The sequence below is a fragment of the Stappia sp. TSB10GB4 genome (genome assembly GCF_900185745.1).
Taxonomy (GTDB): Bacteria; Pseudomonadota; Alphaproteobacteria; order Rhizobiales; family Stappiaceae; genus Stappia.
Genome location: NZ_FYAV01000026.1, coordinates 24,763 through 48,506, shown reverse-complemented (window position 1 = coordinate 48,506; position 23,744 = coordinate 24,763). Strand labels below are relative to the sequence as shown.

Annotated in this window: 28 protein-coding genes; 11 read left to right on the top strand and 17 right to left on the bottom strand. The window is 67.7% G+C overall.

The window, feature by feature from the left end:
- Positions 1-320: 320 nt before the first annotated feature.
- The 5 genes from TSB10GB4_RS02970 (at position 321) to TSB10GB4_RS02950 (ending at position 3,534) form a co-directional block, all read left to right on the top strand.
- Positions 321-605, top strand: coding sequence for an accessory factor UbiK family protein (locus tag TSB10GB4_RS02970; RefSeq protein ID WP_186387225.1), 285 nt, complete (start codon positions 321-323; stop codon positions 603-605).
- A 302-nt stretch (positions 606-907) separates the two neighbouring features.
- Positions 908-1,408 carry a YbjN domain-containing protein gene (locus tag TSB10GB4_RS02965; RefSeq protein ID WP_186387226.1) on the top strand — a complete coding sequence of 167 codons (501 nt, stop codon included), beginning with the start codon at positions 908-910 and terminating at the stop codon, positions 1,406-1,408.
- The gene (gene proC / locus TSB10GB4_RS02960; RefSeq protein ID WP_186394488.1) at positions 1,405-2,226 is read left to right on the top strand and encodes a pyrroline-5-carboxylate reductase; all 822 of its coding nucleotides are present in this window, start codon (positions 1,405-1,407) and stop codon (positions 2,224-2,226) included. The genes TSB10GB4_RS02965 and proC overlap by 4 nt, the downstream gene beginning before the upstream one ends.
- A 149-nt stretch (positions 2,227-2,375) precedes the next feature.
- Positions 2,376-3,074 carry a TetR/AcrR family transcriptional regulator gene (locus tag TSB10GB4_RS02955; protein WP_186394487.1) on the top strand — a complete coding sequence of 233 codons (699 nt, stop codon included), beginning with the start codon at positions 2,376-2,378 and terminating at the stop codon, positions 3,072-3,074.
- Between the two features lie 97 nt (positions 3,075-3,171).
- Positions 3,172-3,534, top strand: a complete 363-nt coding sequence (locus tag TSB10GB4_RS02950; RefSeq protein WP_186394486.1) for a tRNA-binding protein — start codon at positions 3,172-3,174, stop codon at positions 3,532-3,534.
- A 262-nt stretch (positions 3,535-3,796) separates the two neighbouring features.
- On the opposite strand, the gene TSB10GB4_RS02945 is transcribed toward TSB10GB4_RS02950, so the two are convergent.
- Together TSB10GB4_RS02945 and TSB10GB4_RS02940 are read right to left on the bottom strand one after the other, a co-directional pair.
- Entirely contained in the window at positions 3,797-4,399 is a 603-nt protein-coding gene (locus TSB10GB4_RS02945; RefSeq protein ID WP_186394485.1) for a class I SAM-dependent methyltransferase, read from the bottom strand.
- A 67-nt stretch (positions 4,400-4,466) separates the two neighbouring features.
- Positions 4,467-5,225: an SDR family oxidoreductase gene (locus TSB10GB4_RS02940; protein WP_186394484.1), complete on the bottom strand. Its 759-nt coding sequence runs from the start codon at positions 5,223-5,225 to the stop codon at positions 4,467-4,469.
- 87 nt (positions 5,226-5,312) lie between these two features.
- On the opposite strand from TSB10GB4_RS02940, the gene TSB10GB4_RS02935 reads away from it, so the two are divergent.
- Positions 5,313-5,930, top strand: a complete 618-nt coding sequence (locus TSB10GB4_RS02935) for a TetR/AcrR family transcriptional regulator (protein ID WP_186394483.1) — start codon at positions 5,313-5,315, stop codon at positions 5,928-5,930.
- Between the two features lies 1 nt (position 5,931).
- Here the strand turns inward: TSB10GB4_RS02935 and TSB10GB4_RS02930 are convergent, their stop codons facing one another.
- From TSB10GB4_RS02930 to TSB10GB4_RS02920, 3 genes are read right to left on the bottom strand one after another with little or no spacing between them, the layout of a single operon-like run.
- A complete protein-coding gene (locus tag TSB10GB4_RS02930) occupies positions 5,932-7,359 on the bottom strand; it encodes an ATP-binding protein (RefSeq protein WP_186394482.1) in 1,428 nt (475 codons plus the stop codon).
- On the bottom strand, positions 7,350-8,081 hold the full coding sequence (locus tag TSB10GB4_RS02925; RefSeq protein ID WP_371328848.1) for a response regulator: 732 nt from the start codon (positions 8,079-8,081) through the stop codon (positions 7,350-7,352). Before TSB10GB4_RS02925 ends, TSB10GB4_RS02930 begins: the two co-directional genes overlap by 10 nt.
- A gap of 10 nt (positions 8,082-8,091) precedes the next feature.
- Entirely contained in the window at positions 8,092-8,610 is a 519-nt protein-coding gene (locus tag TSB10GB4_RS02920; RefSeq protein WP_186394481.1) for a MarR family transcriptional regulator, read from the bottom strand.
- Positions 8,611-8,927: 317 nt separating this feature from the next.
- On the opposite strand from TSB10GB4_RS02920, the gene TSB10GB4_RS02915 reads away from it, so the two are divergent.
- On the top strand, positions 8,928-9,830 hold the full coding sequence (locus TSB10GB4_RS02915) for a branched-chain amino acid aminotransferase (protein WP_186387235.1): 903 nt from the start codon (positions 8,928-8,930) through the stop codon (positions 9,828-9,830).
- A gap of 75 nt (positions 9,831-9,905) precedes the next feature.
- Here TSB10GB4_RS02915 and TSB10GB4_RS02910 read toward each other — a convergent pair whose 3' ends face one another.
- The 4 genes from TSB10GB4_RS02910 to pgsA all read right to left on the bottom strand — a co-directional run bounded on the left by TSB10GB4_RS02910 (position 9,906) and on the right by pgsA (position 12,603).
- Positions 9,906-11,141 carry a multidrug effflux MFS transporter gene (locus tag TSB10GB4_RS02910; protein WP_186394480.1) on the bottom strand — a complete coding sequence of 412 codons (1,236 nt, stop codon included), beginning with the start codon at positions 11,139-11,141 and terminating at the stop codon, positions 9,906-9,908.
- A gap of 104 nt (positions 11,142-11,245) precedes the next feature.
- Positions 11,246-11,740 carry a molybdenum cofactor biosynthesis protein MoaE gene (locus TSB10GB4_RS02905; RefSeq protein ID WP_186394479.1) on the bottom strand — a complete coding sequence of 165 codons (495 nt, stop codon included), beginning with the start codon at positions 11,738-11,740 and terminating at the stop codon, positions 11,246-11,248.
- A 7-nt stretch (positions 11,741-11,747) separates the two neighbouring features.
- Positions 11,748-11,999, bottom strand: coding sequence for a molybdopterin converting factor subunit 1 (moaD, locus tag TSB10GB4_RS02900; RefSeq protein WP_186394478.1), 252 nt, complete (start codon positions 11,997-11,999; stop codon positions 11,748-11,750).
- Positions 12,000-12,030: 31 nt separating this feature from the next.
- Complete coding sequence (pgsA, locus tag TSB10GB4_RS02895; protein ID WP_186387239.1) at positions 12,031-12,603, bottom strand: CDP-diacylglycerol--glycerol-3-phosphate 3-phosphatidyltransferase; 573 nt, start codon at positions 12,601-12,603, stop codon at positions 12,031-12,033.
- A 207-nt stretch (positions 12,604-12,810) separates the two neighbouring features.
- Between pgsA and TSB10GB4_RS02890 the strand changes: the two genes are divergently transcribed.
- Positions 12,811-13,524 carry a GNAT family N-acetyltransferase gene (locus TSB10GB4_RS02890; protein WP_186394477.1) on the top strand — a complete coding sequence of 238 codons (714 nt, stop codon included), beginning with the start codon at positions 12,811-12,813 and terminating at the stop codon, positions 13,522-13,524.
- A gap of 24 nt (positions 13,525-13,548) precedes the next feature.
- On the opposite strand, the gene TSB10GB4_RS02885 is transcribed toward TSB10GB4_RS02890, so the two are convergent.
- The 5 genes from TSB10GB4_RS02885 to TSB10GB4_RS02865 form a co-directional block, all read right to left on the bottom strand.
- Positions 13,549-13,842, bottom strand: coding sequence for an HlyU family transcriptional regulator (locus TSB10GB4_RS02885; RefSeq protein ID WP_186387241.1), 294 nt, complete (start codon positions 13,840-13,842; stop codon positions 13,549-13,551).
- A gap of 60 nt (positions 13,843-13,902) precedes the next feature.
- Entirely contained in the window at positions 13,903-14,529 is a 627-nt protein-coding gene (locus TSB10GB4_RS02880) for a thymidine kinase (protein ID WP_186394476.1), read from the bottom strand.
- Between the two features lie 121 nt (positions 14,530-14,650).
- Complete coding sequence (gene uvrC / locus TSB10GB4_RS02875; RefSeq protein ID WP_208984387.1) at positions 14,651-16,747, bottom strand: excinuclease ABC subunit UvrC; 2,097 nt, start codon at positions 16,745-16,747, stop codon at positions 14,651-14,653.
- On the bottom strand, positions 16,744-17,577 hold the full coding sequence (locus TSB10GB4_RS02870; RefSeq protein ID WP_186394475.1) for an SDR family oxidoreductase: 834 nt from the start codon (positions 17,575-17,577) through the stop codon (positions 16,744-16,746). The genes uvrC and TSB10GB4_RS02870 overlap by 4 nt, the downstream gene beginning before the upstream one ends.
- A gap of 66 nt (positions 17,578-17,643) precedes the next feature.
- Positions 17,644-18,633: a calcium/sodium antiporter gene (locus TSB10GB4_RS02865; protein ID WP_186387244.1), complete on the bottom strand. Its 990-nt coding sequence runs from the start codon at positions 18,631-18,633 to the stop codon at positions 17,644-17,646.
- A 480-nt stretch (positions 18,634-19,113) separates the two neighbouring features.
- On the opposite strand from TSB10GB4_RS02865, the gene TSB10GB4_RS02860 reads away from it, so the two are divergent.
- Complete coding sequence (locus TSB10GB4_RS02860) at positions 19,114-19,785, top strand: outer membrane protein (RefSeq protein ID WP_186387245.1); 672 nt, start codon at positions 19,114-19,116, stop codon at positions 19,783-19,785.
- A 168-nt stretch (positions 19,786-19,953) separates the two neighbouring features.
- Positions 19,954-20,772, top strand: coding sequence for a phosphate/phosphite/phosphonate ABC transporter substrate-binding protein (locus tag TSB10GB4_RS02855; RefSeq protein ID WP_186394474.1), 819 nt, complete (start codon positions 19,954-19,956; stop codon positions 20,770-20,772).
- Positions 20,773-20,781: 9 nt separating this feature from the next.
- Here TSB10GB4_RS02855 and TSB10GB4_RS02850 read toward each other — a convergent pair whose 3' ends face one another.
- Complete coding sequence (locus TSB10GB4_RS02850) at positions 20,782-21,396, bottom strand: glutathione S-transferase family protein (protein ID WP_186387247.1); 615 nt, start codon at positions 21,394-21,396, stop codon at positions 20,782-20,784.
- Positions 21,397-21,703: 307 nt separating this feature from the next.
- On the opposite strand from TSB10GB4_RS02850, the gene TSB10GB4_RS02845 reads away from it, so the two are divergent.
- Complete coding sequence (locus TSB10GB4_RS02845; protein ID WP_186387248.1) at positions 21,704-21,958, top strand: hypothetical protein; 255 nt, start codon at positions 21,704-21,706, stop codon at positions 21,956-21,958.
- A gap of 19 nt (positions 21,959-21,977) precedes the next feature.
- Here the strand turns inward: TSB10GB4_RS02845 and TSB10GB4_RS02840 are convergent, their stop codons facing one another.
- Entirely contained in the window at positions 21,978-22,955 is a 978-nt protein-coding gene (locus TSB10GB4_RS02840; RefSeq protein WP_186394473.1) for a DUF1176 domain-containing protein, read from the bottom strand.
- Between the two features lie 67 nt (positions 22,956-23,022).
- The gene (locus TSB10GB4_RS02835) at positions 23,023-23,724 is read right to left on the bottom strand and encodes a ribonuclease T2 (protein WP_186394472.1); all 702 of its coding nucleotides are present in this window, start codon (positions 23,722-23,724) and stop codon (positions 23,023-23,025) included.
- Positions 23,725-23,744: the final 20 nt, after the last annotated feature.

The window sequence follows — 23,744 nt, the reverse complement described above, 5'->3', positions numbered from 1 at the left end:
GACCGGCAGGACATGCGGCGCGACGTTGCCGGTCCCGGCCGCCTGCGTCAAGGCTGCGGCGATTTCTCCTCACCAGTGTGGCGAATGTGAAATGCGCTCCGGGTTGCTGCCGGAACAGACGCATCTCAGATTCGAAAACCACACTGGAAACATACGCTTGCCGGTCATCTGCTTTGAACCTGACGTTCCTTCGGTGCCTGCTGCAAGATGTGGCGAACTTCAGGTTCGAATGACTGGGGTGTTTCGCCGCGCATAAAAGCGCACTACCTAGGAGAAAGTGATATGCGGCCCGGTGGGCCGGCAGCAGGGAAGGACTGGCCATGACACAGGGACCGAACCGGGTTCTCGACGATTTCGCCAAGCTGATGACGGATATGGCCGGTGTCGCCCAGGGCGCGCGCCGCGAGGTGGAGACGGCATTCCGCGCCCAGGCGGAACGGTTTCTCGCCGACATGGACCTGGTCAAGCGCGAGGACCACGACGTCGTCAAGGACATGGCGGCGCGGGCGCTCGACCGGCTCGACGAGCTGGAGGCTCGTATCGCCGCGCTGGAGACGTCGGCGGCAAAGCCGCGCTCGGCCAAGGCCAAGGCGGCGGACGACTGACATTTCGCGAATCAGGTCACACTGTCACCCTGCGTCCGTTGCGGGGCGAGCCGGCGGCCGGGCGAGCGGTCGCCGTCCACAGCTTCAAAAGCGTAAAGGAAAAGTGAACATATCCTTGAATTAAGTTCTCCCTATATACTGAAGTCAGGCGGAGATTCGCGGGGCGGCGATGCAGAGGGGCATGAAACGCCATCGCGGCTGGCGGACTTTCGCTTGCGGCAGGGCAAGCATCCTGCGGACCGACATGGTGGCCAGGCGCCGCGGCAGCGCCGCGCATGGCCCGCAAGCCGAGAGGAACCCCCATGAGCCTCATCGACATCGACTTCGAACGGCCCGCCAACCCCGTCGACACGATCGAGCACATCGCCGCCATCAACGACTGGTCCTTCGAGCGCTCCTGCGACGAGGAGATCACGATTTCGGTCGCCGGCCACTGGTGCGACTATCACGTCTCCTTCTCCTGGATGGAGGATCTGGAGGCTCTGCATCTGGCCTGCGCCTTCGATCTCAAGGTGCCGGAACCGCGCCGCACCGAGGTCGTGCGCCTGCTCGCGCTGGTCAATGAACAGTTGTGGATGGGGCATTTCGACCTGTGGAACCGCGAGGGCGTGGTGATCTTCCGCCAGTCGCTGCTGCTGGCCGGCGGCGCGGAAGCGACCTCGAAGCAGATCGAGGGACTGCTCACCAACGCGCTCGACTCCTGCGAGCGCTACTACCAGGCCTTCCAGTTCGTGGTCTGGGCCGGTAAAAGCGCGTCCGAGGCGATCGACACCGCCTTGTTCGAAACCGCGGGGGAGGCATGAGTTTTTCCAAGGAGCGCCCGCTCGTCCTTGTCGGTGCCGGCAAGATGGGCGGAGCGATGCTGGCCGGCTGGCTTGCCGCCGGGACCGATGCCGGAAGCATTCTGGTGATCGATCCGAAGCCGTCGGCGGAGCTTCTCGAGATGGTCTCCGCCTCCGGCATCCGCCATGCGGAGGCCGTCACCGACGGGCTGAAGGCCGGCGTGCTGCTGGTGGCGCTGAAGCCGCAGGTGATGGCCGATGTGCTGCCCGGTCTGGCGCCGGCGGTGGATGCGCACACGCTGGTGATCTCGGTCGCCGCCGGCACGCCGGTCGCGGCCTTCCGCAAGGCCTTCGGCGACGTCGCTATCGTGCGGGTGATGCCGAACACGCCGTCCCAGGTCGGCCGCGGCATGAGCGTCGCCTATGCCAATGACAGGGCGGACAGAGCGCAGCGGGCGACTGTCGACCGGCTGCTGACGGCGATTGGTGTCTCCGACTGGATCGAGCACGAAGAGCAGATCGACGCGGTGACCGCCGTCAGCGGCTCGGGCCCCGCCTATGTCTTCTATCTTGTGGAGGCGTTGGCGGCGGCCGGCGTCAAGGCCGGGCTGCCTGAGGATCTGGCCATGCGCATCGCGCGCCAGACCGTGTGCGGTGCCGGCGAATTGCTCTATCGCTCCGATCTGCCGGCGGCGGAGCTGCGACAGAACGTCACATCTCCGAACGGAACGACCGCGGCCGCGCTTGCCGTGCTGATGGAGCCGGACAGCGGCCTGCAGCCGGTGATGGACAAGGCGGTGGCGGCGGCGCGCAAGCGGTCGCAGGAGCTTGCCGGCTGACGGGGCGACGGGCGCGATGCGGCACTGCCGCGCATTGCCTGCATTGATGCTCGAAAATCCGGTGCCGGGTCCCTACATCCGTTGGATGTGTTCGCGATCGGCCATCGCAGGGGTGGCGCAGCGCGGTCCCGCGTGATCCGGAGGAGCCCATGGCTACGGCAAAGACCAGGCAGAAGATCGTTTCCAGCTTCCTGTCCCTGCTGGGAGAGAGGGGGTGGCACGGCTTCGAGATGGCGGATGTCGCGCGCGAGGCGGGCGTCAAGCTGTCGGTGCTGCGCGCGGAGTTTCCCGGCAAGACGGCCTGCCTGAGGGCATTCCTGTCCGACATCGACCAGACGGTTCTCGATTCCATCGATCCGGACATGGCGGGCGAGCCGGCGCGCGAGCGCCTGTTCGACGTGCTGATGACCCGCCTCGATGCGCTGTCTCCGCACAGGGATGCGATCCGCGCCCTGCGCAAGGCGGTGCGATGCGATCCGCAGTTCGCGCTGAAGCTGAACAGGGAGGCGGTGACCTCGCAGCGCTGGATGCTGACGGCGGCCGGCATCCCGGCCTCCGGTCCGCGGGCGGCGGTGATGTCGCAGGCGCTGGTCGTCGCCTTCGGCCGCGTCGTCGACGTGTGGCTGGACGACGAGGATCCAGGTCTTGCACGCACCATGTCGGCGCTCGCCCGCCAGCTCGACGAGGGCGAGGTGTGGATGGGCCGGCTCGACCGGGTCGGCAGGTTCCTGAAGCCGCTGCTGTCGCGGGCGCACACGCGGGGTTCGCGGCAGGACACGCCGCCGCCGGGCGCCGACGGGCCGCAAGACGCGGCGGCTCCTTCGGGGGCTTCCCCGAGCGCTGCCTGACGACTAGAGTGGCGGGAGCGCCGCACCGCCGCGCCGGCCGAAAGGCTCGCGCGGGTTTTCACACTCCCGCCTTTTGTCGTTCAGGACATCACCCATCATGACGCAAGACCACGCGGCCGCTTCGCCGGTCCTTTCCTTTGACGATTTCCTCAAGGTCGATATCCGCGTCGGCCGCATTGTCGAGGCAGCGCCGTTTCCGCAGGCGCGCAAGCCGGCGATCAAGCTGGTGATCGATTTCGGAGCCGAGATCGGGCTCAAGAAGTCCAGCGCCCAGATCACCCGCCATTACACGCCGGAAGGCCTGATCGGCCGGCAGGTGCTGGCGGTGGTGAATTTCCCGCCGCGCCAGATCGGCCCGATGATGTCGGAAGTCCTGACGCTCGGGGTGCCCGATGCCGATGGCGAGGTCGTTCTGCTGGCGCCCGAGCAGGAGGTGCCGCTCGGCGGCCGGCTGTTCTAGGGTCAGGACCCATTAATATGGCCGCAATGGTCGTCCTGACGTGCGCGGATACGCGAAGCAGGGCCGCAGGAAGACATAAAGTCTTTCAAGGCCTTGCGACAAAGTAGCCCGTGCAGGTCGGGACGATCCGCAGGACGTCCGATAGACCGGCGACCTGCCGCGTCGAAGCCCTTGACCGGGGGGCGACCCCGCTTCTGCGGGCTTCTCCTTGCAGGTCTTGGTCTATCGAACGCCATTGTCGTCATATGAATGGGTCCTGACCCTAGGTCGGCTCCAGACACCTCGTGGTCCAGGCGTCCGCCGCCGGCTCCATGTCGAGGATGCGGGCGGGAACCCTCGCCCGGCGGAACACATAGACGGTTGCCGGCGGCAGGTTGGCCCAGATCCTGCGCGTGCGCGTGAAGGTGAGCTGGAGCTTCCCGCATATCCCGCGACGGACGGGAGAGGCAGGGCCGTAGGTGAACTGGATGAAGGTGCCGTCCGGCGCCAGCCGCGCGAACGCAGCATCCAGGATTGCCTCCTGCTCGCCAGCGGTCATCGACAGCAGCGGCAGGCCGGAGACGACCGCGTCGAAGGGACCTCCGGCAACCCCTGCCAGTTCCTGGGCCGGCAGACGGTGCAGCACGGCTCGCGGAAAGCGGTGGGCAAGCAGGTCCGCGAAACGGGGATTGATCTCGAACAGCGTCAGGTCCTGCTCGGCGATGCCGTGGTCGACCAGGCATCGCGTGAAGACACCCGTTCCCGGGCCGAGCTCGGCAATCCGTTTCGCCCGGTGCGGCACCTGCTCGACCATCGCTTTCGCAAGGGCGCGGGAGGATGGGGCAAGGGCGGCGACCTGCCGCGGTTTGCGCAGAAACTGAAGCAAGAAGCCGTCTCGACTCATCTGGTGCTCCCGCAGAATGGGGGTGTCCGGCGCGGTATCGGCCGGTCCGTCAGCGGTTCCGAAGGAGCCGATAGGCGAAGGCGGGAGAGATCCGGTGAACGATCCTCAGCAGCCGGGCCTTCTCGATCCAGATCTCCTCCCGACCTGCCTCCACTCCACGCAGCAGGTCGGCGGCCGCGCGTGCGGGCGGGTATTTTCGGGCGGCGGAGGCACGTGACAGGCCGGTATCGACCAGCGTCATCACGACATCGCTGACGAGGATCCGGCGGTTTGCTGCATGGCACTGGTCCCGCAAGGCACGCGTGAAGCTGCGCAGACCGGCCTTGGTGGCACAATAGACCGGGGCGTCTTTCTTGGGCGCAACGGCAAGGCCCGAGGTGACGTTGACGATGGCCGCAGACGGGTGGCGTGCCAGCAGGGGCAGGAGGGCGGTCGCCAGTTGAGCGGGAGCCACAAGGTTGACCGCGGTTTCGCGGGCGATCTCGTCGAGATAGGCGGGCGGAGCGGCGGCAAGCTGCTGATGCAGCATGATCGCGGCATTGTTGATCAGGACGCTGCAATCGGGATGGCGGGTGGCCACCCAATCGGCGAGGGCGCGAACGCCCTCGGTGCGGCCGAGGTCGGCGGCGAAGGCGTCGAGCCTGCCGGGATGCGCCTGGGCCAGATCGTCGAGCGGTGTGATGTCGCGCGCGGTTGCAAGGACGCAGGCACCTCGGGCGAGCAACTGGCGCACCAGCTCCAGTCCGATGCCGCGGGAGCCGCCGGTCACGAGAACGGTGCGGGAGGCAAGGTTGAAGGGGTTTCTCATCTGCGTGGTCCGGGTGAGGGGAAATCGCTTCGCGTGTCGCCCCAATTATGCGAATAATTGCTCACATTCACACTCGCATTGGGCGCCATGACCGAGCCGGAACTCAGACCGCGCAAAACTCCGCTTCAGACGCGCAGCAAAGCGACATGCGCGGCCGTTCTTGAGGCCGCTGCTCGCATTCTGGAGGCCGAGGGAAGCCACGCCCTGACCACCAACCGGGTTGCGGAGCGGGCGGGCGTCTCGGTGGGCTCGCTCTACCAGTATTTCCCCGGCAAGGAGGCGATCCTCGCCGAACTGATCCGCGGCCTGCGACGCGATATGGTTCTGACCATGCGCCGGGCGGCGGATCTCGGACGTGAGGAAAGTCTGGCTTCGACGGTGGAACTCATGGTGGCGGCCGCTCTCGAGCACCATCTCACCCGCCCTGAACTTGCCCGGGCACTGGAACGTGTCGAGGCGGAGCTTCCGGTCGATGCAGAAACCCGAGAGCTCAAGGGAGAGTTGCGGAACATTGTAGCGGATGTGCTGGCCGGGCACGGGATCGCCGATGCGGAATCCGTGGCCTTCGACCTCGTCGCGCTGTGCCACGGATTGTCGAGCGCGGCAATCGAGGCGGGGGAGAAGGACATCAACGGGCTGACACTGCGTCTGAAGCGCGCGGTGCTGGGATATCTGGTAGCGGAGCCCGCCGGGACGGGCCGCTGAGCTAAACCGGGATCCGGACGCGGGCGCGCAGGCCGCCCAGGGTCTCGCTTTCGCCCAGCACGATGTCGCCGCCATGGGCGCGGACGATGTCGCGGGCGATGGCGAGGCCAAGGCCGCTGCCGCCGCTGTCGCGATTGCGTGCGTGGTCGAGCTGGTAGAACGGACGGAAGACGTTCTCCCGTTCCTCGACCGGCACGCCGGGGCCGTCGTCCTCGATGGTGATCGTCAGCCAGCCATCGGCGTTGCGGCCGTCGATGTTCAGCCTGTCGCCGTGCCTGGCGGCATTGGTCACAAGGTTGGTGAGCGCCCGCTTGAAGGCGTTGGGCCGCAGCGTCACCTCGGGCGGACCTTGCAGATGCGAGGACACCGCCGCGCCGAGGATCTCCGCCTCCGCCTCCAGTTCCTCGAACATCAGGCCGATATCGGTGGGCTGCGCCTGTTCGTCGCCCTCGCCGCGGGCGAAGGCGAGATAGTCCTCCAGCATCGTTTTCATCTCGTCGACATCACGCTGCAGGGCGCGCACTTCCTCGCTGGCGGGGAACAGCGCGAGCTGCAGGCGAAAGCGCGTCAGCACCGTGCGCAGGTCGTGGCTGACACCGGCGAGCATCGTGGTGCGCTGCTCGATCTGGCGCTCGATGCGCCGCCGCATCTCGATGAAGGCCTGGGCGGCGCGGCGCACCTCGCGTGCGCCGCTGGGTCGGAAATCCTCGATCGGGCGCCCCTTGCCGAAGCTCTCCGCGGCGGTGGCGAGGCGCTCGACCGGGCGGGTCTGGTTGCGCAGGAACAGCAGCGCGATGACAACGAGGACGAGCGAGGTCGAGACCATCCAGACGATGAAGAAATGCGAGTTGGAGGCATAAGTCTGGCTGCGGCGGGCGATCACGCGCAGCACGCCGTTCTCCAGCTTGATGCGCAGTTCCACGAAGCTGGAGCGGCCGACCGTGTCGATCCAGAAGGGTTTGCCGATCCGCGCGGCGACCTGCTGCGACAGGTAGCGGTCGACGATGTCGAAGAAGGGCTTGGGGCGGGGCGGCGGCAGCGGCTCCGGCGGCAGCAGGGTGATGGCAAGGCCAAGGTCGCTCCGCGCCATCTGGGCGAGGCGCTGGAACTCTTCCTCGCCGGTGCTGCTCTCCGTCAGGCGGACGATCAGCGAGATGTCGCGGACGACGGCGTCCGACAGGCGCTGGGTGACGAGGTTGTAGTGCCGTTCCAGGAACACGAAGGCGAGCACCGCCTGCATCACCACCAGCGGGATGACGATGATCAGCAGGGTGCGGGTGAACAGCCCCTTCGGCATGCGCCGGTAGAGCGCGCGCGCCAGCGCCTGATACGGCGTTGCCACAAGCGCGCCGGCCCGGCGCAGCACGCCGGGAACGGGAAGCTTCGGGAGGCGGGCGAGGGCGCCGCGAAACGCCTGTTTCAATCGCATACGAGCCGGTAGCCGATGCCGCGCACGGTCTGCAGATAGAGCGGGTTGCCGGGATCCGTCTCGATCTTGCGGCGCAACCGGTTGATCTGCACGTCGACCGTGCGCTCGCCAAGGCCGCTGTCGTCGCCGACGATCTCGGTGCGCGGCACGGTCTCGTTGGGCTTTTCGGTGAAGAGGACGAGGATCTCCTTCTCCCGGTCGGTCAGGCGGATGATCTCGTCGCCGCGCCGCAACTCGCGGCGGGCCGGGTCGAAGACATAGGGGCCGAAGCGGATGTCGGTCGGCACGGCGACATCGGTGGCGGAGCGGCGGCGCAGGATCGCGCGGATGCGCAGCAACAGTTCGCGCGGCTCGAACGGCTTCACAAGGTAATCATCGGCACCCGCCTCCAGCCCGGCGATCCGGTCGGCGGCGTCGGACCGGGCGGTCAGCATCAGGATCGGCACGTCGGAGCGGGCATGCAGGTCGGCGGCCAGTTCCAGTCCGCTTTCGCCCGGCATCATCACGTCGACCACGAGGAGGTCGAAGGCCAGCCCGTTCATCCGCCGGCGCGCCTCGGCGGCGGAGGCGGCGACGGTGATGCGGAAGCCGTGCTCGGCAAGGAAGCGCTTGAGCAGGGTGCGGATGCGGGTGTCGTCGTCGACCAGGAGCAGGTGCGGCGCGTCATCCTGCACACCCGCCACCGGCGGCGTGCCGTCTGCCTGGGTCTCGGTGCTGTCCAGCGTCACGGGCCTACCTCGTTGGGATCTGGCTGTCGATCAGCCGGGCGACATCGCCGCGCTGATCCGGATCGATCATATGATACAGGAACTGCCGGGCAATATCGTGGCTCTCCGGCGGCATTGCGGCGAGCGCGCGGCGGATGCGGCGGGCCTGCAGGTCGGTGAGGCGCGCGGCCAGTTCCTCGCCCTTGGCCGTGGCGAAGAGCAGGCGCTCGCGCCGGTCCTGCGGTCCCGGCTCCTGTAGGATATAGCCTTCCTCGACCAACTGTTTCAGCACCCGGGCAAGGCTCTGCTTGGTGATCTTGAGGATCGCCAGCAGGTCGGTGACCCGCAGGCCCGGATTGCGGTTGACGAAATGCAGCACGCGGTGATGGGCCCGGCCGAACCCGAATTCGGCCAGCGCCGCGTCCGGGTCCGCCGTGAAGTCGCGATAGGCGAAGAACAGCAGCTCGATGAGGTCGATCGGGATCGCCATCGCAGGGGCCGGCTGCCCCTCGTCCGAGTCCTGCGAGAAATTTACGTCAGCCATATTGACTTATTTCCGACTGATTGTTACACGTATCCAGTCTGCTGCGAAACGATCGTACGTCATCGCCGTTCAAGCATGGTAGATGTTGTCCATCGGCGCTGCAGACCGTGGCTTTCCGGGCCAGGCGTGCGACTCCGGTGTCGCGCGTGGTCAGGCGCCGAGGGGCCCGTCACCATACAAACAGTTGGCGGGCCGCGCAAAGCCGCGAGGCGGAAGCATATTGCAGTCGTGACGGTGCCGGCGGACCGGCATCTCATTCAAACACAACGCAAACGCAAACGGGACCGAGCCCGTTGCCTGTTTCGGGAGTAGTTCATATGGCGCAGTTGCCCTTTGACCAACGCGAAGGCCACATCTGGTATGATGGCGTGTTCGTGCCCTGGGCCGAAGCCAAGCTCCACGTACTGAGCCACGGCCTGCATTATGCCAGCAGCGTTTTCGAGGGCGAGCGCGCCTATGGCGGCGAGGTGTTCAAGCTGGGCGAGCACACCGAGCGCCTGCACGAGTCGGCCCGGATCCTCGGCTTCGAGATCCCCTACAGCGCCGAGACCATCAACCAGGCGACGCGGGAGCTGCTGGCAAAGGGCAATCTGGTCGATGCCTATGTTCGCCCGGTGGCCTGGCGCGGCAGCGAGATGATGGGCGTGTCGGCCCAGTCCAACACCATCCACCTGGCGATCGCCGCCTGGGAATGGCCGAGCTACTTCAAGCCGGAAGAGCGGCTGAAGGGCATTCGTCTCGACATGGCGGCCTATCGCCGTCCGGACCCGATGACCGCGCCCTCGCGCTCCAAGGCGGCCGGCCTCTACATGATCTGCACGATCTCCAAGCACGAGGCCGAGCGCAAAGGCTATGCCGACGCCCTGATGCTGGACTGGCGCGGCCAGGTGGCCGAGGCGACCGGCGCCAATGTCTTCTTCGTGAAGGACGGCAAGATCCACACGCCCAAGCCGGACTGCTTCCTCGACGGCATCACCCGCCGCACGGTCATCGACCTGGCCAAGCGGCGCGGCTTCGAGGTGATCGAGCGGGCGATCTTGCCGGAGGAGATGGCGGGCTTCGAGGCCTGCTTCCTCACCGGCACGGCGGCGGAAGTGACCCCGGTGTCCGAGGTCGGGCCGTATACGTTCACGGTCCATCCGATCACCAAGACCCTGATGGAAGACTATCACCTCGAAGTGCAGCCAAAGGCGGCGGTGAAGGTCGCAGCCGCCGGCTGAGACCGTCAGGTACTCCTCAGCGAGCGACACTGCGAAGGGCGGCCGGCGGGTCGCCCTTTTGCCTTTGAAGGGGGGCTAGACGGCGAACATCCGCCCGCGTTCGGTCCAGGCGACGACGGCAAGGCCCGACAGCGCGAAGCAGGCGAAGCCGAGGGTCAACGGCAGCACCGAGCCGTCGAAGCGGCTGGAGACGAGAAAGCCGAGTGCGGCGCCGCCGCTGGTGGTGACGAAGCCGAGCAGGGCCGAGGCGGCGCCGGCGATGTGGCCGACCGGTTCCATGGCGATGGCGTTGAAGCTCGGGCCGATCAGTCCGAAGGAGAAGATGCCGAGCACCAGCAGAGAGGTGAAGACGAAGACGTTGGAGCCGAGGGTCAGCGCGGCGATCACCTGAATGATGTTGAGCAGGGCATAGGCGACCAGGGCCCAATGCGAGAGCGGGCGCAGGCCGATGCGCTCGACCAGGGAGGCGCTGAGGAAGGACGCGGCGGCGAGCGCCAGACCCATCAGGGCGAAGACCAGCGGAAAGGCCGGGCCGAGGCCGAACAGGTCGACGAAGACCTGCTGAGCCGAGGCGATGAACGAGAACAGCGCCCCGAAAATCAGCGTCGTCGCCAGCATGTAGCCGAAGGTCACCCGCGTGGCGAGCGTGGCGCGATAGGCGCCGAGAACGGTGGAGACCGAAAGCGGCCGGCGCTCCTCCACGGGAAGCGTCTCGCGCAGCCGCAGCGCGCACCAGCCGAGCATGGCGAAGCCGCCGAAAGTCAGCATCAGGAAGATCGCCCGCCAGGGCGCGACAAGGAGGATCACCTGGCCGATGGACGGGGCGATGATCGGCACGCTCATGAACACCATCATGACGAGCGACATGACCCTGCCCATGCGCGCGCCGGAATAGCAGTCGCGCACCGCCGACACCGCCACCACGCGCGGGGCGGCGCAGCCGATGCCCTGCAGCAGGCGGGCGAGCAGCATCTGGTCCATTGAGGCGGCGACGACGCTGAACAGGCCGGCGGCGGCATAGAGCGCCAGTCCGCCAAGCAGGACGGGACGGCGGCCGAAGCGGTCGGACAGCGGGCCGCAGACCAGTTGCGCGCAGCCGAAGCCGATCAGATAGACGATGACGATCTTCTGGCGTTCGTTGGGATCGGTGATGGCAAAGGCCCGGCCGATGTCGCCGAGCGCGGGCAGCATCACGTCGATGGCGAGGGCATTCAGCGCCATCAGCGCCGCGACGATGGCGACGAATTCCTTGAAGCCGAGGCCATGGCGCGGGCCGTCGAGCGTCGCGACGGGCGTTGCTGTGGAGGTCATGAGCGGTCCGGTCGCAGGCCCCGGATCAATGCGGGGCGCGCCTGTTGGGGAGGGGGGCATGTCTGCCACGAATAGGCAAGACATCCTCCCTTATCGGCGGCAGGTCAAGCCTTCCAGCGGTCGGCGTCGCGCGTGTCGCTGTCGCGGGCATCGACCCAGGTGCCGCTGCTGCCGTCCTTCAGGTGCTCCTTCTTCCAGAACGGAGCACGGGTCTTGAGATAGTCCATCAGGAACTCGGCCGCCTCGAAGGCGGCGCGGCGATGGCGGGAGGCGGCGACGACGAGCACGATGTTGCCGCCGGGCTCGATGCGGCCGTGGCGGTGGATCGCCGTCAGCCCGTCGAGCGGCCAGCGGGCGCAGGCCTCACGGGCGATGCGGGTGATCTCCGCCTCGGCCATGCCGGGATAGTGCTCGAGTTCCAGCGCGGCGAGGCGCCCGCCCTCGTCGCGGCACAGGCCGGTGAAGGTGACGACGGCGCCGATGTTCGGATGGCTCTGCCGCAGCCGTTCGATCTCGGCGGCTACGTCGAAATCGCCGCTCTGGATGCGGACGTCCACCGGCGGCGGGGGGGCCTGGAGCGGCTTCGGTGTGCCAGTCATGGCTGCCTCAGCCGCCGGTCATCGGCGGGAAGAAAGCCGCCTCGCACACGCCGGCAAGCGGCGCGTCGTGCTCGGCATGCTCCTGGTCGAGGGCGACGCGGATGATCTCCCGCTCGGCAAAGGCGCTGGCATAGCCCTCGTCGCGGGAGGCGAGCCAGTCGAGCAGATCGGCGACGGTGGCGACGTCGCCCGGCAGATCCACGGTCTCGGCATCGAGACCGATGCGCTCGCGGACCCAGGCGAAATAGCGCAGTTGCATGGCGTGCTCCGTCCTCGCGCCGGCTTGCGGTTCAGTCCCGCACCAGATGGCCGATGCCGGCCCGGAAATAGTCGTAGCCCGTATATAGCGTCAGCAGGGCGGCGATCCACAGGGCGATCAGCCCGAGCAACTGGGTGCCGGGAAGCACGGCCTCGCCGGCCGGGCCGGCCAACAGGAAGGCCATGGCGACAAGCTGGACCGTCGTCTTCCACTTGGCGAGCCTGGTCACCGGCACGCTGACCCGCAGTTCCGCCAGAAATTCGCGCAGGCCCGACACCAGGATCTCCCGGCACAGGATGATCGCGGCAGCGATCATCGACCAGCCGGCGATGTCGCCCCGACCGGCCAGCAGCAGCAGGCACACGGCGACCAGCAGCTTGTCGGCGATGGGGTCGAGCATCTGGCCGAGGCGCGACTGCTGCTGCCAGGCGCGGGCCAGGTAGCCGTCGAAGAAATCCGTGATCGCGGCGACGATGAAGATGCCGAGGGCGATCCAGCGCGGGCCATGGCCGGGAAAATAGAAGCAGATCATGACCGCGGGCACCGCAAGGATGCGGCCGTAGGTCAGGATGTTGGGAAGGCTCCAGACATGGGATTGAGACATGTCGCTTCAGGGTCTCGCACTGCATGAGTGGCAGGGATTGCTCTGGTCCTTGAAGCATGCGGACCCCATCGCGTCAATCGGCCCTCGGTGCCGCAGGGCCTTGCAAGCCTCTCACCGGTGCCGTGAAACTGCGTGCGGGCGGTGCTCGCACGGGTGTGCGGGCGCGGTATATCTGGGTGCGGTCCAGACAGGTGGCGGGGCGTTGGAATGATCGAGCGGCGGAACGAATTCGGGCAGGCGATCGGGCCGGAGGTTGCGGGCTGGACGGCGCGTCCAAGGCCGCCGCGCGCGGCGATGGGAGGCAGGGCCTGCCGTCTTGAGCCTTTTGAGCCGCGCCATGCGCCCGGTCTTTTTCAGGCCTATCGGGAGGATCGGGAGGGGCGCAACTGGACCTATCTCGGCTACCGCCCCAGCGAGACCGAGGACGAGTTCCAGCGCTTTGCCGAGGCGACTTATTCCGGGGAGGATCCGCTGTTCCATGTGGTGGTGGACGCGGCGACCGGCCGCGAACTGGGGGTCGCCAGCTATCTGCGGATCGACCCGGCCAACGGCGTCATCGAGGTCGGGCACATCAACTTCTCGCCCTTGATGCAGGGCAGCGTGCAGTCCACCGAGGCGATGTATCTGATGATGCGGCGGGTGTTCGACGAGCTCGGCTATCGCCGCTACGAGTGGAAATGCGACGCGCTCAACGCGCCGTCGCGGCGCGCCGCCGGGCGTCTCGGCTTCTCCTACGAGGGCACGTTCCGCCAGGCGATGATCTACAAGGGCCGCAACCGCGACACCGCCTGGTTCTCGATCCTCGACAGCGAATGGCCGCGCCTGCGCGCCGCGTTCGAGGCCTGGCTTTCGCCGGAGAATTTCGACCTGAACGGCCGGCAGATCCAGCGGCTGGAAGACTTCCGCTCGCAGGGCCGATAGGCGCTGCGGCCCGGCGAGACGCGTTCAGCCAAACAGGCGGTCGCCCTGCTCGTCGATGATCTGGCGGGCCTTGCGCGCGGCGAACTCCGCCGCCTGTTCCTCGCTCGGCATCAGATCGGCGCGGATGAAGTCGTGAGTCTTGGTCTCGCCGTCCTCGAAGGTGCGGCAGATCGAGCCCGCGACCTGCCACTGGCCGTCACGCGCGGTCGGCGCCGGGGTGATGAGGTGGCCCTTGTATTCCTGCGTCTGGTGGCGCGAGGCCGCCGGGGCCTTGTCGCCACCGCCGAAAAGTCCGCCGAAGAGTTTCCCGAAAACCATTGTCCGTCCTTCCCTCACCGTGCCGCGCATGCGGTGTCATGGCCGTGTCCTGTGCCGCCGTCAGGCGCCGTCCGCCCCCTCGTTCGTCGCGGCGCCGTGGCCGCCTTCATGCGACAGTTGCCGCCGCGACCAGTGCCGCCGGCACAGGGAGACATAGCGGTCCTCGCCGCCGATGACCACCTGCTCGCCCTGTTCGACGATCCGGCCCGAGCCATCCAGCCGCGCGACCATGGTGGCCTTGCGGCCGCACCAGCAGATCGTCTTGACCTCGCGCAGGGTGTCGGCCAGCGCCAGCAGGGCGGCGCTGCCGGGGAACAGGCGCCCCTGGAAGTCGGTGCGAAGGCCGTAGCACATCACCGGGATGCCCATGTCGTCGGCGACGGAGGCGAGCTGCCACACCTGCGCCTCGGTCAGGAACTGCGCCTCGTCGACGAAGACGCAGTCGAGCGGCCCCTCGCTGCGGCGGGGGCGGATATGGGCGGCAAGGTCGGTGGTCGCCTCGAACAGATCCGCCTCGGCCGCAAGCCCGATGCGCGAGGCGATGCGTCCGCGCCCCGCCCGGTCGTCGAGCGCCGCCGTCAGCAACAGGGCGGCCATGCCGCGTTCGCGATAATTGTAGGCCGCCTGCAGCAGGATCGTCGACTTGCCGGCATTCATCGAGGAGTAGCTGAAATAGAGCTTCGCCATGGGTCCGAACAAGGCTGGTGGTGACAGGGAATCGCCCGCTGGGCTTTTCGCATCATGGCGGCTTGCCGCCACCTGCCAGACCGGCAGGAGCGGTTTTGCACAGATTTGGGCGGCGCGGGCGCTATTCGTGGAAGTGGTCGTAGATCGCGCGCGCGACCGATTCCGACACGCCATCCACCGCCATCAGATCGTCGATCCCGGCCTTGGAGACGGCCTTGGCGGTGCCGAAGTGGCGCAGCAGGGCGCGCTTGCGGGCAGGACCGATGCCGGCGATCTCGTCGAGCGGGTTGCGGGTAATGTCCTTCTTGCGCCGCGCCCGGTGCGTGCCGATGGCGAAGCGATGCGCCTCGTCGCGCAGGCGCTGGACGAAATAGAGCACCGGATCGCGCTCCGGCAGCATGAAGGACGGCTTGCCGGGAATGAAGAACTTCTCCCGCCCCGCATCCCGGTCCGGCCCCTTGGCGATGCCGACCAGCGGCACGTCCTCGATGCCGAGCGCGCTCAGCGTCTCGCGTGCCGCGTTGAGCTGTCCCAGGCCGCCGTCGATGAAGACGAGGTCCGGCCAGGCCGGCAGCGCGCCGCTGTCCTCGACCGTCTCCTCGTCCGTCGCCGCCGCCTCGGGAGCGGGCGTTGCCGCCTTGCGCTCGTCGGCATGCTCCTTGAGCAGCCGCGAGAAGCGCCGCGTCAGCACCTCGCGCATCATGCCGTAGTCGTCGCCCGGAACGAGATCCTGCGAGCGGATGTTGAACTTGCGGTACTGGCCCTTGGCGAAGCCCTCGGGGCCGGCGACGATCATGCCGCCGACGGCGTTGGTGCCCATGATGTGGGAGTTGTCATAGACCTCGATGCGGCGCGGCGTTGCGGTGAGGCCGAAGGCCTCGCCGACGCCCTTGAGCAGGCGGGCATGGCTGCTGGTCTCGGCCAGCCGGCGGCCAAGCGCCTCGCGGGCGTTCTTCAGCGCGTGCTCGACCAGTTCCCGTTTCTCGCCGCGCTGCGGCACCGCCACCTCGATCTTGTGGCCGGCGCTCTCCGACAGGGCGGCGGCGAGCAGCGCGCGTTCCTCGATCTCGTGCGACAGCAGCACCAGCCGCGGCACCGGCTTGTCGTCGTAGAACTGGGCGAGGAAGCTCTCCAGCACCTCGGCAACGCCGAGCGATCGGTCGGCGCGCGGGAACAGGGCATGGTTGCCCCAGTTCTGGCCGGTGCGGAAGAAGAACACCTGAATACAGTATTGCCCGCCGTCCTCGTGGATGGCGAAGACGTCCGCCTCCTCCACGTTCTGCGGGTTGATACCCTGGTGCGACTGGATGTGCGAGAGGGCGGAAAGGCGGTCGCGATAGACGGCCGCGCGCTCGAAATCGAGCGTTTCCGCCGCCGCTTCCATCTGCCGGGCGAGATCCTTCTTCACCATCTGGCTGCGGCCGGACAGGAAGGACTTCGCCTCCGCGACCAGGCCCGCATAATCCTCCGGCTCGATCTCGCCGGTGCAGGGGCCGGCGCAGCGCTTGATCTGGTAGAGCAGGCAGGGGCGGCTGCGATTGGCGTAATAGCTGTCGGAGCAGTTGCGGATCAGGAACGCCTTCTGCAGCGCGTTGATCGTCCGGTTGACCGCGCCGGCCGAGGCGAAGGGGCCGAAATAGCTGCCCTTGCGGCGGCGGGCGCCGCGATGCTTGACGAGGGCAGGGGCCTCGTGGTCGCCAGTGACGAGGATGTAGGGGAAGGATTTGTCGTCGCGCAGCAGCACGTTGAAGCGCGGCCGCAGGCGCTTGATCAGGTTGGCCTCGAGCAGCAGCGCCTCGGTTTCCGTGCGCGTCGTCACGAACTCCATCGAGGCGGTCGCCATGATCATCCGCAGGATGCGGTTGGACTGGCCCTGCAGGCGGGGGTAGCTGGTCACCCGCTTCTTCAGCGAGCGCGCCTTGCCGACATAGAGGACCGTGCCCTCCTCGTCGAGCATCCGGTAGACGCCCGGTCCCAGCGGCAGCCGTCGCACGGCATGCGAGATGACGTCGACGCCGCGCGCCTCGGGTCCGAGCGGGGAGGGTTCCGCCTCGAACACGGGCAGGGGCGCGCGCCCGCCGGCGGTCGCGCCAGTGTCTTCCCCAGTGTCTTCCCCAGTGCCTTCGCCCGCGCCGTCACCGTCCTCGGTATCGTCGAGGTCGAACGCCTCTGGCAGGTCGTCGTCCTCGGGTGGGGTGTCGTTCTTGCGTCCGGTCATTCCTCCATGCCTACGACGTCCGGGGTTTCCCAGGCAAGATGTTGACCGCCGTCGAGCGCGATCATCTGGCCGGTGATCGAGGGCGTGTCCCAGAGATAGCGGATCGTTCGGCCGAACTCGTCGAGGCCGGGGCCGCGTCGCAGCAGCACGGCCTCGGCCTGGCGGGCAAAGTCGGACGGCTGCTGGCGGGTGTTGGCGAGCGTCGGGCCGGGGCCGATGCCGTTGACGCGGATGCGCGGGGCGAGCCCTTGCGCCAGCGTCTGCGTCGCTGTCCACAGCGCCGCCTTGGACAGGGTGTAGGAGAAGAACTGCGGCGTCAGCTTCCAGACCCGCTGGTCGATGATGTTGACGACGAGGCCGTTCATGCCGTCCGGCAGGGCGTTGGCCATCTCCTGGGTCAGGAAGATCGGCGCGCGGGTGTGGATCGCCATGTGCTTTTCATAGCGGTCTATCTCCAGGCCGCCGATCTCGTCCTTCTCGAAGATCGAGGCGCTGTTGACCAGCAGGCGGACGGGGCCAAGCTGTGCGCGGGCGGCCGCCATGATCCGCTGCGGCGTTTCCGGCCGGGTCAGGTCGCCGGAGACGATGCAGGCGCTGCCGCCGCGTTCGGCGATGTTCCTCGCCAGCGCTTCTGCCTCCGACAGCGAGCGGTGGGCATGGATCGCCAGGCGGAAGCCGTTGGCCGAAAGGTCCTCGGCGATGGCCCGACCGATTCGCAAGGCCGCGCCCGTCACCAGGGCGACGGGCTGCGCGGGATCTGCCGGTGTCCCTGAGGGGAGCTCTGAGGGTGTCTCTGGGGGTGTCTCTGCGGGGCTCTGGGAGACGGGCATGGCGACTCGCTGGATATCGAACGGAACGAACGTCAGCGCAGCTTACGCGATTTCGGCAAGGTCCGATCAGGCGATCTTGCCGGTCTGGAACACGATGAAAATATAGAGGACATAAAGGGCGCTGAGGAGCAGGCCGGCGGGCCAGCGGATCGTGATCCTGAACGCGGCGAAGGCCAGCACGAGAAGGGCGCAGGCAAACATCACCCACAGGTCGAAGCGCAGCACTTCCTCCGGCACCTGCAGCGGCACGACGATGGAGGTGATGCCGATGATCGCGACCAGATTGAAAACGTTCGAGCCGATCACATTGCCGAGCGCCACCGCAGCGTGGCCGCGAATCGCGGCCATCAGCGAGGTCATCAGTTCCGGCAGCGATGTGCCGAGCGCGACGACGGTGAGGCCGATCACCGCGTCGGACACGCCCCAGCTCCGGGCCAGCGACGAGGCGCCCTCGATGGTGAAATGGGCGCCGAGCGGCAGGCCGATCAGGCCGAGAAGGATGAAGAGAACCGCGAGACCGATATTGTCGGGGACACCTTCCACCTCGTCGAAGGGCAGCTCGCCGTCGGCATCGGCAACCGCTGCGGCGCCGACATTCTGGGCCCGGTGCTTGCGGGTGGCGCGGACGGACTCCCAGAGGAAAAGAGCCAGCAGCAGCAACAGGATCCCGCCGTCGATCCGCGAGATCGGGCTGTAGAAGCACATGCCGATGAAGATGGCGCTGACCGCGACCATGAAGACCGAGTTGCGCACCGCGCCATTCTCGTCGCAGGAGGTCGCGGCGAACAGCGCCGGCAGGCCGAGAACGGCCAGCACATTGGCAACGTTCGAACCGACGACATTGCCGATGGCAATGCCGGACAGACCGTCCAGGGCGGCGCTGAGCGAGATGACGAGTTCCGGCGCGCTGGTGCCGAAGGCGACGATGGTCAGTCCGATCACCAGGGTGGGAATGCCCAACCGTTCCGCAACGCTCACCGACCCCCGAACCAGAACGTCGCCGGCGACGATCAGAACGACGAGACCCCCGACGAGGCTGACATAGTCGATGAGCATGAAGCTGTGACACCCGGTTGAGAGGTGAACTGACGTGCGAGCGTGCTTGGTCGGCAGGGCAGTGCGGCGCCTTGCGGAGCCCGGCTCGACTGCCAACCTGCTGCCTGCCTGAAGCCTGCCCTATATATGTATTCGGCTGCAGATGAAAAGCCCGGCATGCGGGATGCTGCCCTGCGTCCGGGGATAGCCACCCGCCAGCAAACGGTTGCTTCCGGCGGACGTTTCGGGTCTGATACGGGGGCACCGCGTGGGCGGCGGAGACCGTCCGTCATGTCCGCTCCCCTGGTGAAATCTATCGATCCCCCAAGGTAACCAATTGGTTACCACGTCGCCAAAAAATCGACCGCTGCCACGGGATCTCCTCATTTCGTTACGGGCATCGCCACATTTCGCCTCCATAACTTGTTCGTTGGGGGGCCGGACATGTGCTGCGTGCGCGCCTGCATGTCTGATTGATCAACGCGTAACTGGAGTATTCACATGAAGCGTCTAGCTGCTGCCGGTTTTGCTGCGGCCGCCGCCCTTGCGGCGAGTGGCCCGGCATTCGCGGCCGACCTTCCGCAGCCCGTTCAGAGCTACACCTATGCGGACCCGGCTCCGGCCGGACGGTTCGATTGGTCGGGGTTCTACTTCGGTGGGCATCTCGGATGGAACTGGTCCGATTTCCGCACCACCAATGCGGTGACCGGTCGTTTCAACACCCGCGACAACGGTGTGACCGGCGGTGTGCACGCCGGCTACAACTATATGGTTTCGCCGAACTTCCTGGTCGGTGCCGAAGCTGACTTCAGCCTCAGCGCCATCGACAAGTCGCGCACGGTTGCCGGCGTCAACTACAAGACCAGCAGCGACTGGAACAGCACGGTGCGCGCGCGCGCCGGCTGGGCCTTCGACCGCTTCCTGGTCTTCGGTACCGGTGGTCTTGCCATTGCCGATGTGGATGTCCGGGCAAACGGCGCCTCCAAGAGCGTGGCGCGTATCGGCTGGACGCTGGGTGCCGGTGTCGAAGGTGCCGTCACCGAGAACATCACGGCGCGCCTGGAATACCAGTACCAGGACTACGGTACCACGAAGTTCGGGCTCGGCGGCCAGACCTACAGGACCCGTCTGGACAACAACCAGGTCCGGTTCGGCGTCAGCTACAAGTTCTGAGCCGCTTGCGGCACGGACTGCACGACGGGGAGCCACATCGGCTCCCCGTTGTCGTTTCTGCAGGATCCCGCGCCGTTTTACAGTGTTGCGGGCGGGTTGCCTCTCCCCGGCTTGCTTCCTAAGGTCCCGTCGTCACCTCTCCGACTGTTCCCAGCAGACAGGCACCGCGTGTCCTCTTCCTCCGTCAAACCCGCAGGCTTCGCTTTCCTGCCGATGTATGACTGGCCGGAGGTGCGGAGCGAGACCGACCGCTTCTGGTCCCTCCTGCGCGAGGCGCTTCGCGATCACGGCCTCGCCGCCCCGGCGCGGCTGGAGCGTGGGCGCGAGCTCCTACCGGCCTGGCGCGATCCCGCCCTGTTGATCGGCCAGACCTGCGGGCTGCCGCTGGTGCGCCATCTGGCGGAGGCGGTTTGCGTGCTGGGCTCACCCGACTATGGCCTCGACGGCTGTCCGCCCGGCCACTACCGCTCGGTGGTGGTCGTGCCACAGGGCAGCGCGGCGGCAACGCTCGCCGATCTGAAGGGTGCGCGGCTCGCCTACAATCATTCGGGCTCGCAATCGGGAGAGGGCGCGCTGCGCCATCTTCTGGCACCGCTTGCCAAGGGGCGGGCGCTCTTCTCCGGCGTGATCGAGACCGGCTCCCACCGCGCCGCCCTGCAGGCGGTGGCCGGCGGGCAGGCCGACGCCGCCACGCTCGATGCCGTGAGCTTCCGTCTGGCGCAGGCGCATGAGCCGGCGGCGCGCAAGGTGCGGGTGCTGCTGGAGACGCCGCCGACGCCGGGCCTGCCGCTGATCACGGCACGGGCGAATCACGCGTGGGTTCCGGTCCTGCGGCGGGCGGTGGTCGCGGCGATCGAGGCGGCAACCAGCGATCTGCGCGCAGCGCTGTCGCTGCGGGGCTTCGTCGCTTTCGATGTCCAGGACTATGCGGTCATCGCCGAGCGCGACCGGCAGGCGGCCGCGCTCGGATATCCCGTACTGGCGTGAGGGGAGGCCTCACGCGGCGATGCGGGTCTCGGCAAAGGCCGGCACGGCCGCCTCGAAGGCGTCGAGCCAGGCGACCAGCTTCGGGTGATCGGCCCGCCAGGCGCCGCCGAAGCGCAGGTCGAGATAGCCGAGCGCGCAGGCAACGCCGATCTGACCGACATCGGGCGTGGCACCGGCCGCAAGCGCCGCCGGCGGGTTCGCCTCAAGAACGGCGAGTGCGCGGGTCACCTTCTCGCCCTGATAGGCGAGCCAGTCGGCATGGCGGCGTTCTTCGGGGCGGAAACGCGCCTCGTAGACCTGCAGCAGGGCGGCATCCATCAGCCCGTCGGCAAGAGCTGCAAGACACAGCACGTCGAAGCGGGCCTCGCCGGTCGGGATGATGCGGCCGCCACCGGCCAGGTGGTCGAGATAGTCCAGGATCACCCGGCTGTCGAACAGCACCTTGCCATCCTCCCGCACCAAGGCGGGGATCTTGCCGAGCGGGTTCTGGCCGCGAATCGAATCCTGCGGATCGAGCGTGTCGGTCATCTCGACCGTGATGCGGTCCTTGAGGCCGAGGACGGCGGCCGCGATCTTGACCTTGCGGCCGAAGGGCGAGGGCGGGGAGGAGCGGAGCACGAGCACGGGAAACCTCCGGTGTTGCTGTGGCGCGGATCGGATGGTGTGGGACTGAAGCCGCAGGGCGCGCCTTGCGGGGGACGGGGAAGGAGTGCCAGCTTTTTTCAGGATGGCATCTCTCTGGTTAACGCGGTTTTGCGTTGTTTGTCCACGGCTTGAAAAACAACAAGGGTTTCAGCACGTTGTTGAGGCGAATTGTCGGGAGCACGGTAAGGTCTCGTTAAAGGGCCGTTTCTAGCGTGGGGATCACTTGGGGATCACGGAGGCCGCAAGCGGCCTCTCGGCCTTCTCCCTCACGCGCAAGGGGCCCGACATGCGGCTGTCGCTTCACTCTCCGCTCGGAGCGTTTTGCAAGGCGCTGTTTCTGTCGGCCGCGGTCTACGCGGTGTCCGGCCCCTCGCTTGCGCCCTACCGTCCGGACATCCTCGACGTGCCGCTGAGCCGCTATCATCAGGCGGTGAACGAGGTGATCTCGGACAAGACGCCGGCCCTGGCGATGGTCGCGGACCCCTTGCGCGCCTCGCCGCAGCAGGTCAGGCAGAAGCTGGACGAGATGCTGCGCCGATAGTCCGGTTGAGTGGTCGGCCTCAGCGGGGATGATGACGCTGCCAGCGCCCCGGATTTCCAGCGTCGCGGCAGTCTCCGGGTCCCTCGAAACTTTCCAGGCGGAAGGCATGGTCCTGCCACGACCAGGCGGCGCGATAGCCGCAGGTCCGGTCCGACGGGCCGGCATAGTCGGCCCGCAAGGTTCTCGACACATCGTCGAAGCCGACATTGGCCAGCAGGTCCGTGCCGATCCAGCCGAAGCGCGGGTCGTGCAGGGCGAAGAACAGGGTTTCGAGGCCGCCGATCTCGCCGGTGTCGCGCAGGTAGAGGCGATAGGTCACCGTCCGGCCGGACACCGTGCAGGGAAGGGCGTAGAGCACTGCCGTCTGCCCGAGTGCGGCGATGGGGATGTCGACGTTGCGGAAGGCGCTGCTGTCGGTGCTCTCGCAGTCGCTGGTGCGGGCGTGGCGTTCCAGCACCGCATAGGGAATGCCGAGAGCGGCAACCGCTTCGCTGCGCGAGGGAGCGGCGACTTCCGCGAGCGCCGGCGCGGCGACCGGCGGCGATGCGGCAAGCTCCGCCTTGCCGGCCAGCGCCTCCAGTCCTGCCGTCAGCCCGTCCAGCGAGAACACCGCGTCATGCGCCTCGGCCACCGCGTCGAGATAGGAGATGCGCAGGCGCATACCCTTGCGCATGGCCGCCAGGAGCTTGCGCCCGGCCGCGCCATCGGTGACGAAGAGGCGGCGGACATCGTCATGCAGCGCGAACTCGCCGGGGCGCAGCACATGCAGCAACTGGCCGTCGACCTCCCATTGCATGGCGCGGCCGTCATCCGGGCGCGGCCCGCGGGAGGCGAATTCCAGCGCCAGAGCCTGGCCGCTGGCGGCGAGCGCCAGGGTGAAGCGCGGTTCGCCGGTCACCTCCTCGCGGCCCTCGACGAACAGGCGGCAGGCCTCGCGCGTCGCGCAGTCGAGCCGCCAGTCGCCGAAGGCCTCGGCCAATGCGGCGGCGGGCGGCATCCCGGTGGCTAGGCCAAGGGCGAGGACGGCCGCGCGCGCGGCCCGGCCTGGGTGAGGGTGGCAACGGTCAGCGAGCGGGGGGAGGGACATTGATTTGCCTCTGGGTGCAGCCGCGCCGGTCGACCCAGCGACAGGAGCGGAACTGGAGATCACGCGTCAGGCAGACCCGCACCTCGCTCAGCCGTCCTCCTTCGCAGGTGATGGCGATGGCATTGTCGCGCAGGCCCGGATTGGCGAGGCGGAAGGCGGTCTCCACCGCATCGGGCGACACCTGCCCGCCGGCCGTCGTGGCGGTGAAGGCAGCGGGGATCTTCACCCTGGCGAAGGCCTGGCGGGACAGATCGAAATAGGCCTCGGGCTCCAGCCCGCTGCAACTGCCGTGCTTGCGCCACTGGTGACGGACCAGCCCCCGGCTCGGCATGATGTCGAGCATGTGCTCGATGGTCTCGCGCGACAGGTCGCTGCCCTGCGGCAGCCGGCAGAATTCCGGATAGCCGCGCTCATATTGCGGCCACAGCCCATGCAGCACGAAGCGGAAGGGCCGCGCCGCCCGGCATTGCATCGGATCGGCGGAGCGACCGGCGCGGGCGCAGTAGGAGGGCGACCAGGACAGGGCGAGGACATAGTAGTCGAAGCGGCCGGCGTCCCGCGCCTCGACCTGCGCCGCGCCCGTCAGCAGGCAGGCAAGCGCCAGCAGCAGCACCGTGAAAGCCGTGCCCCGGAGGTGGACACGCGCCCGTCGGAGCGGCGCAGGGCCGGGCTGTCGCATCGCGCCTATCCCGCCTTGTC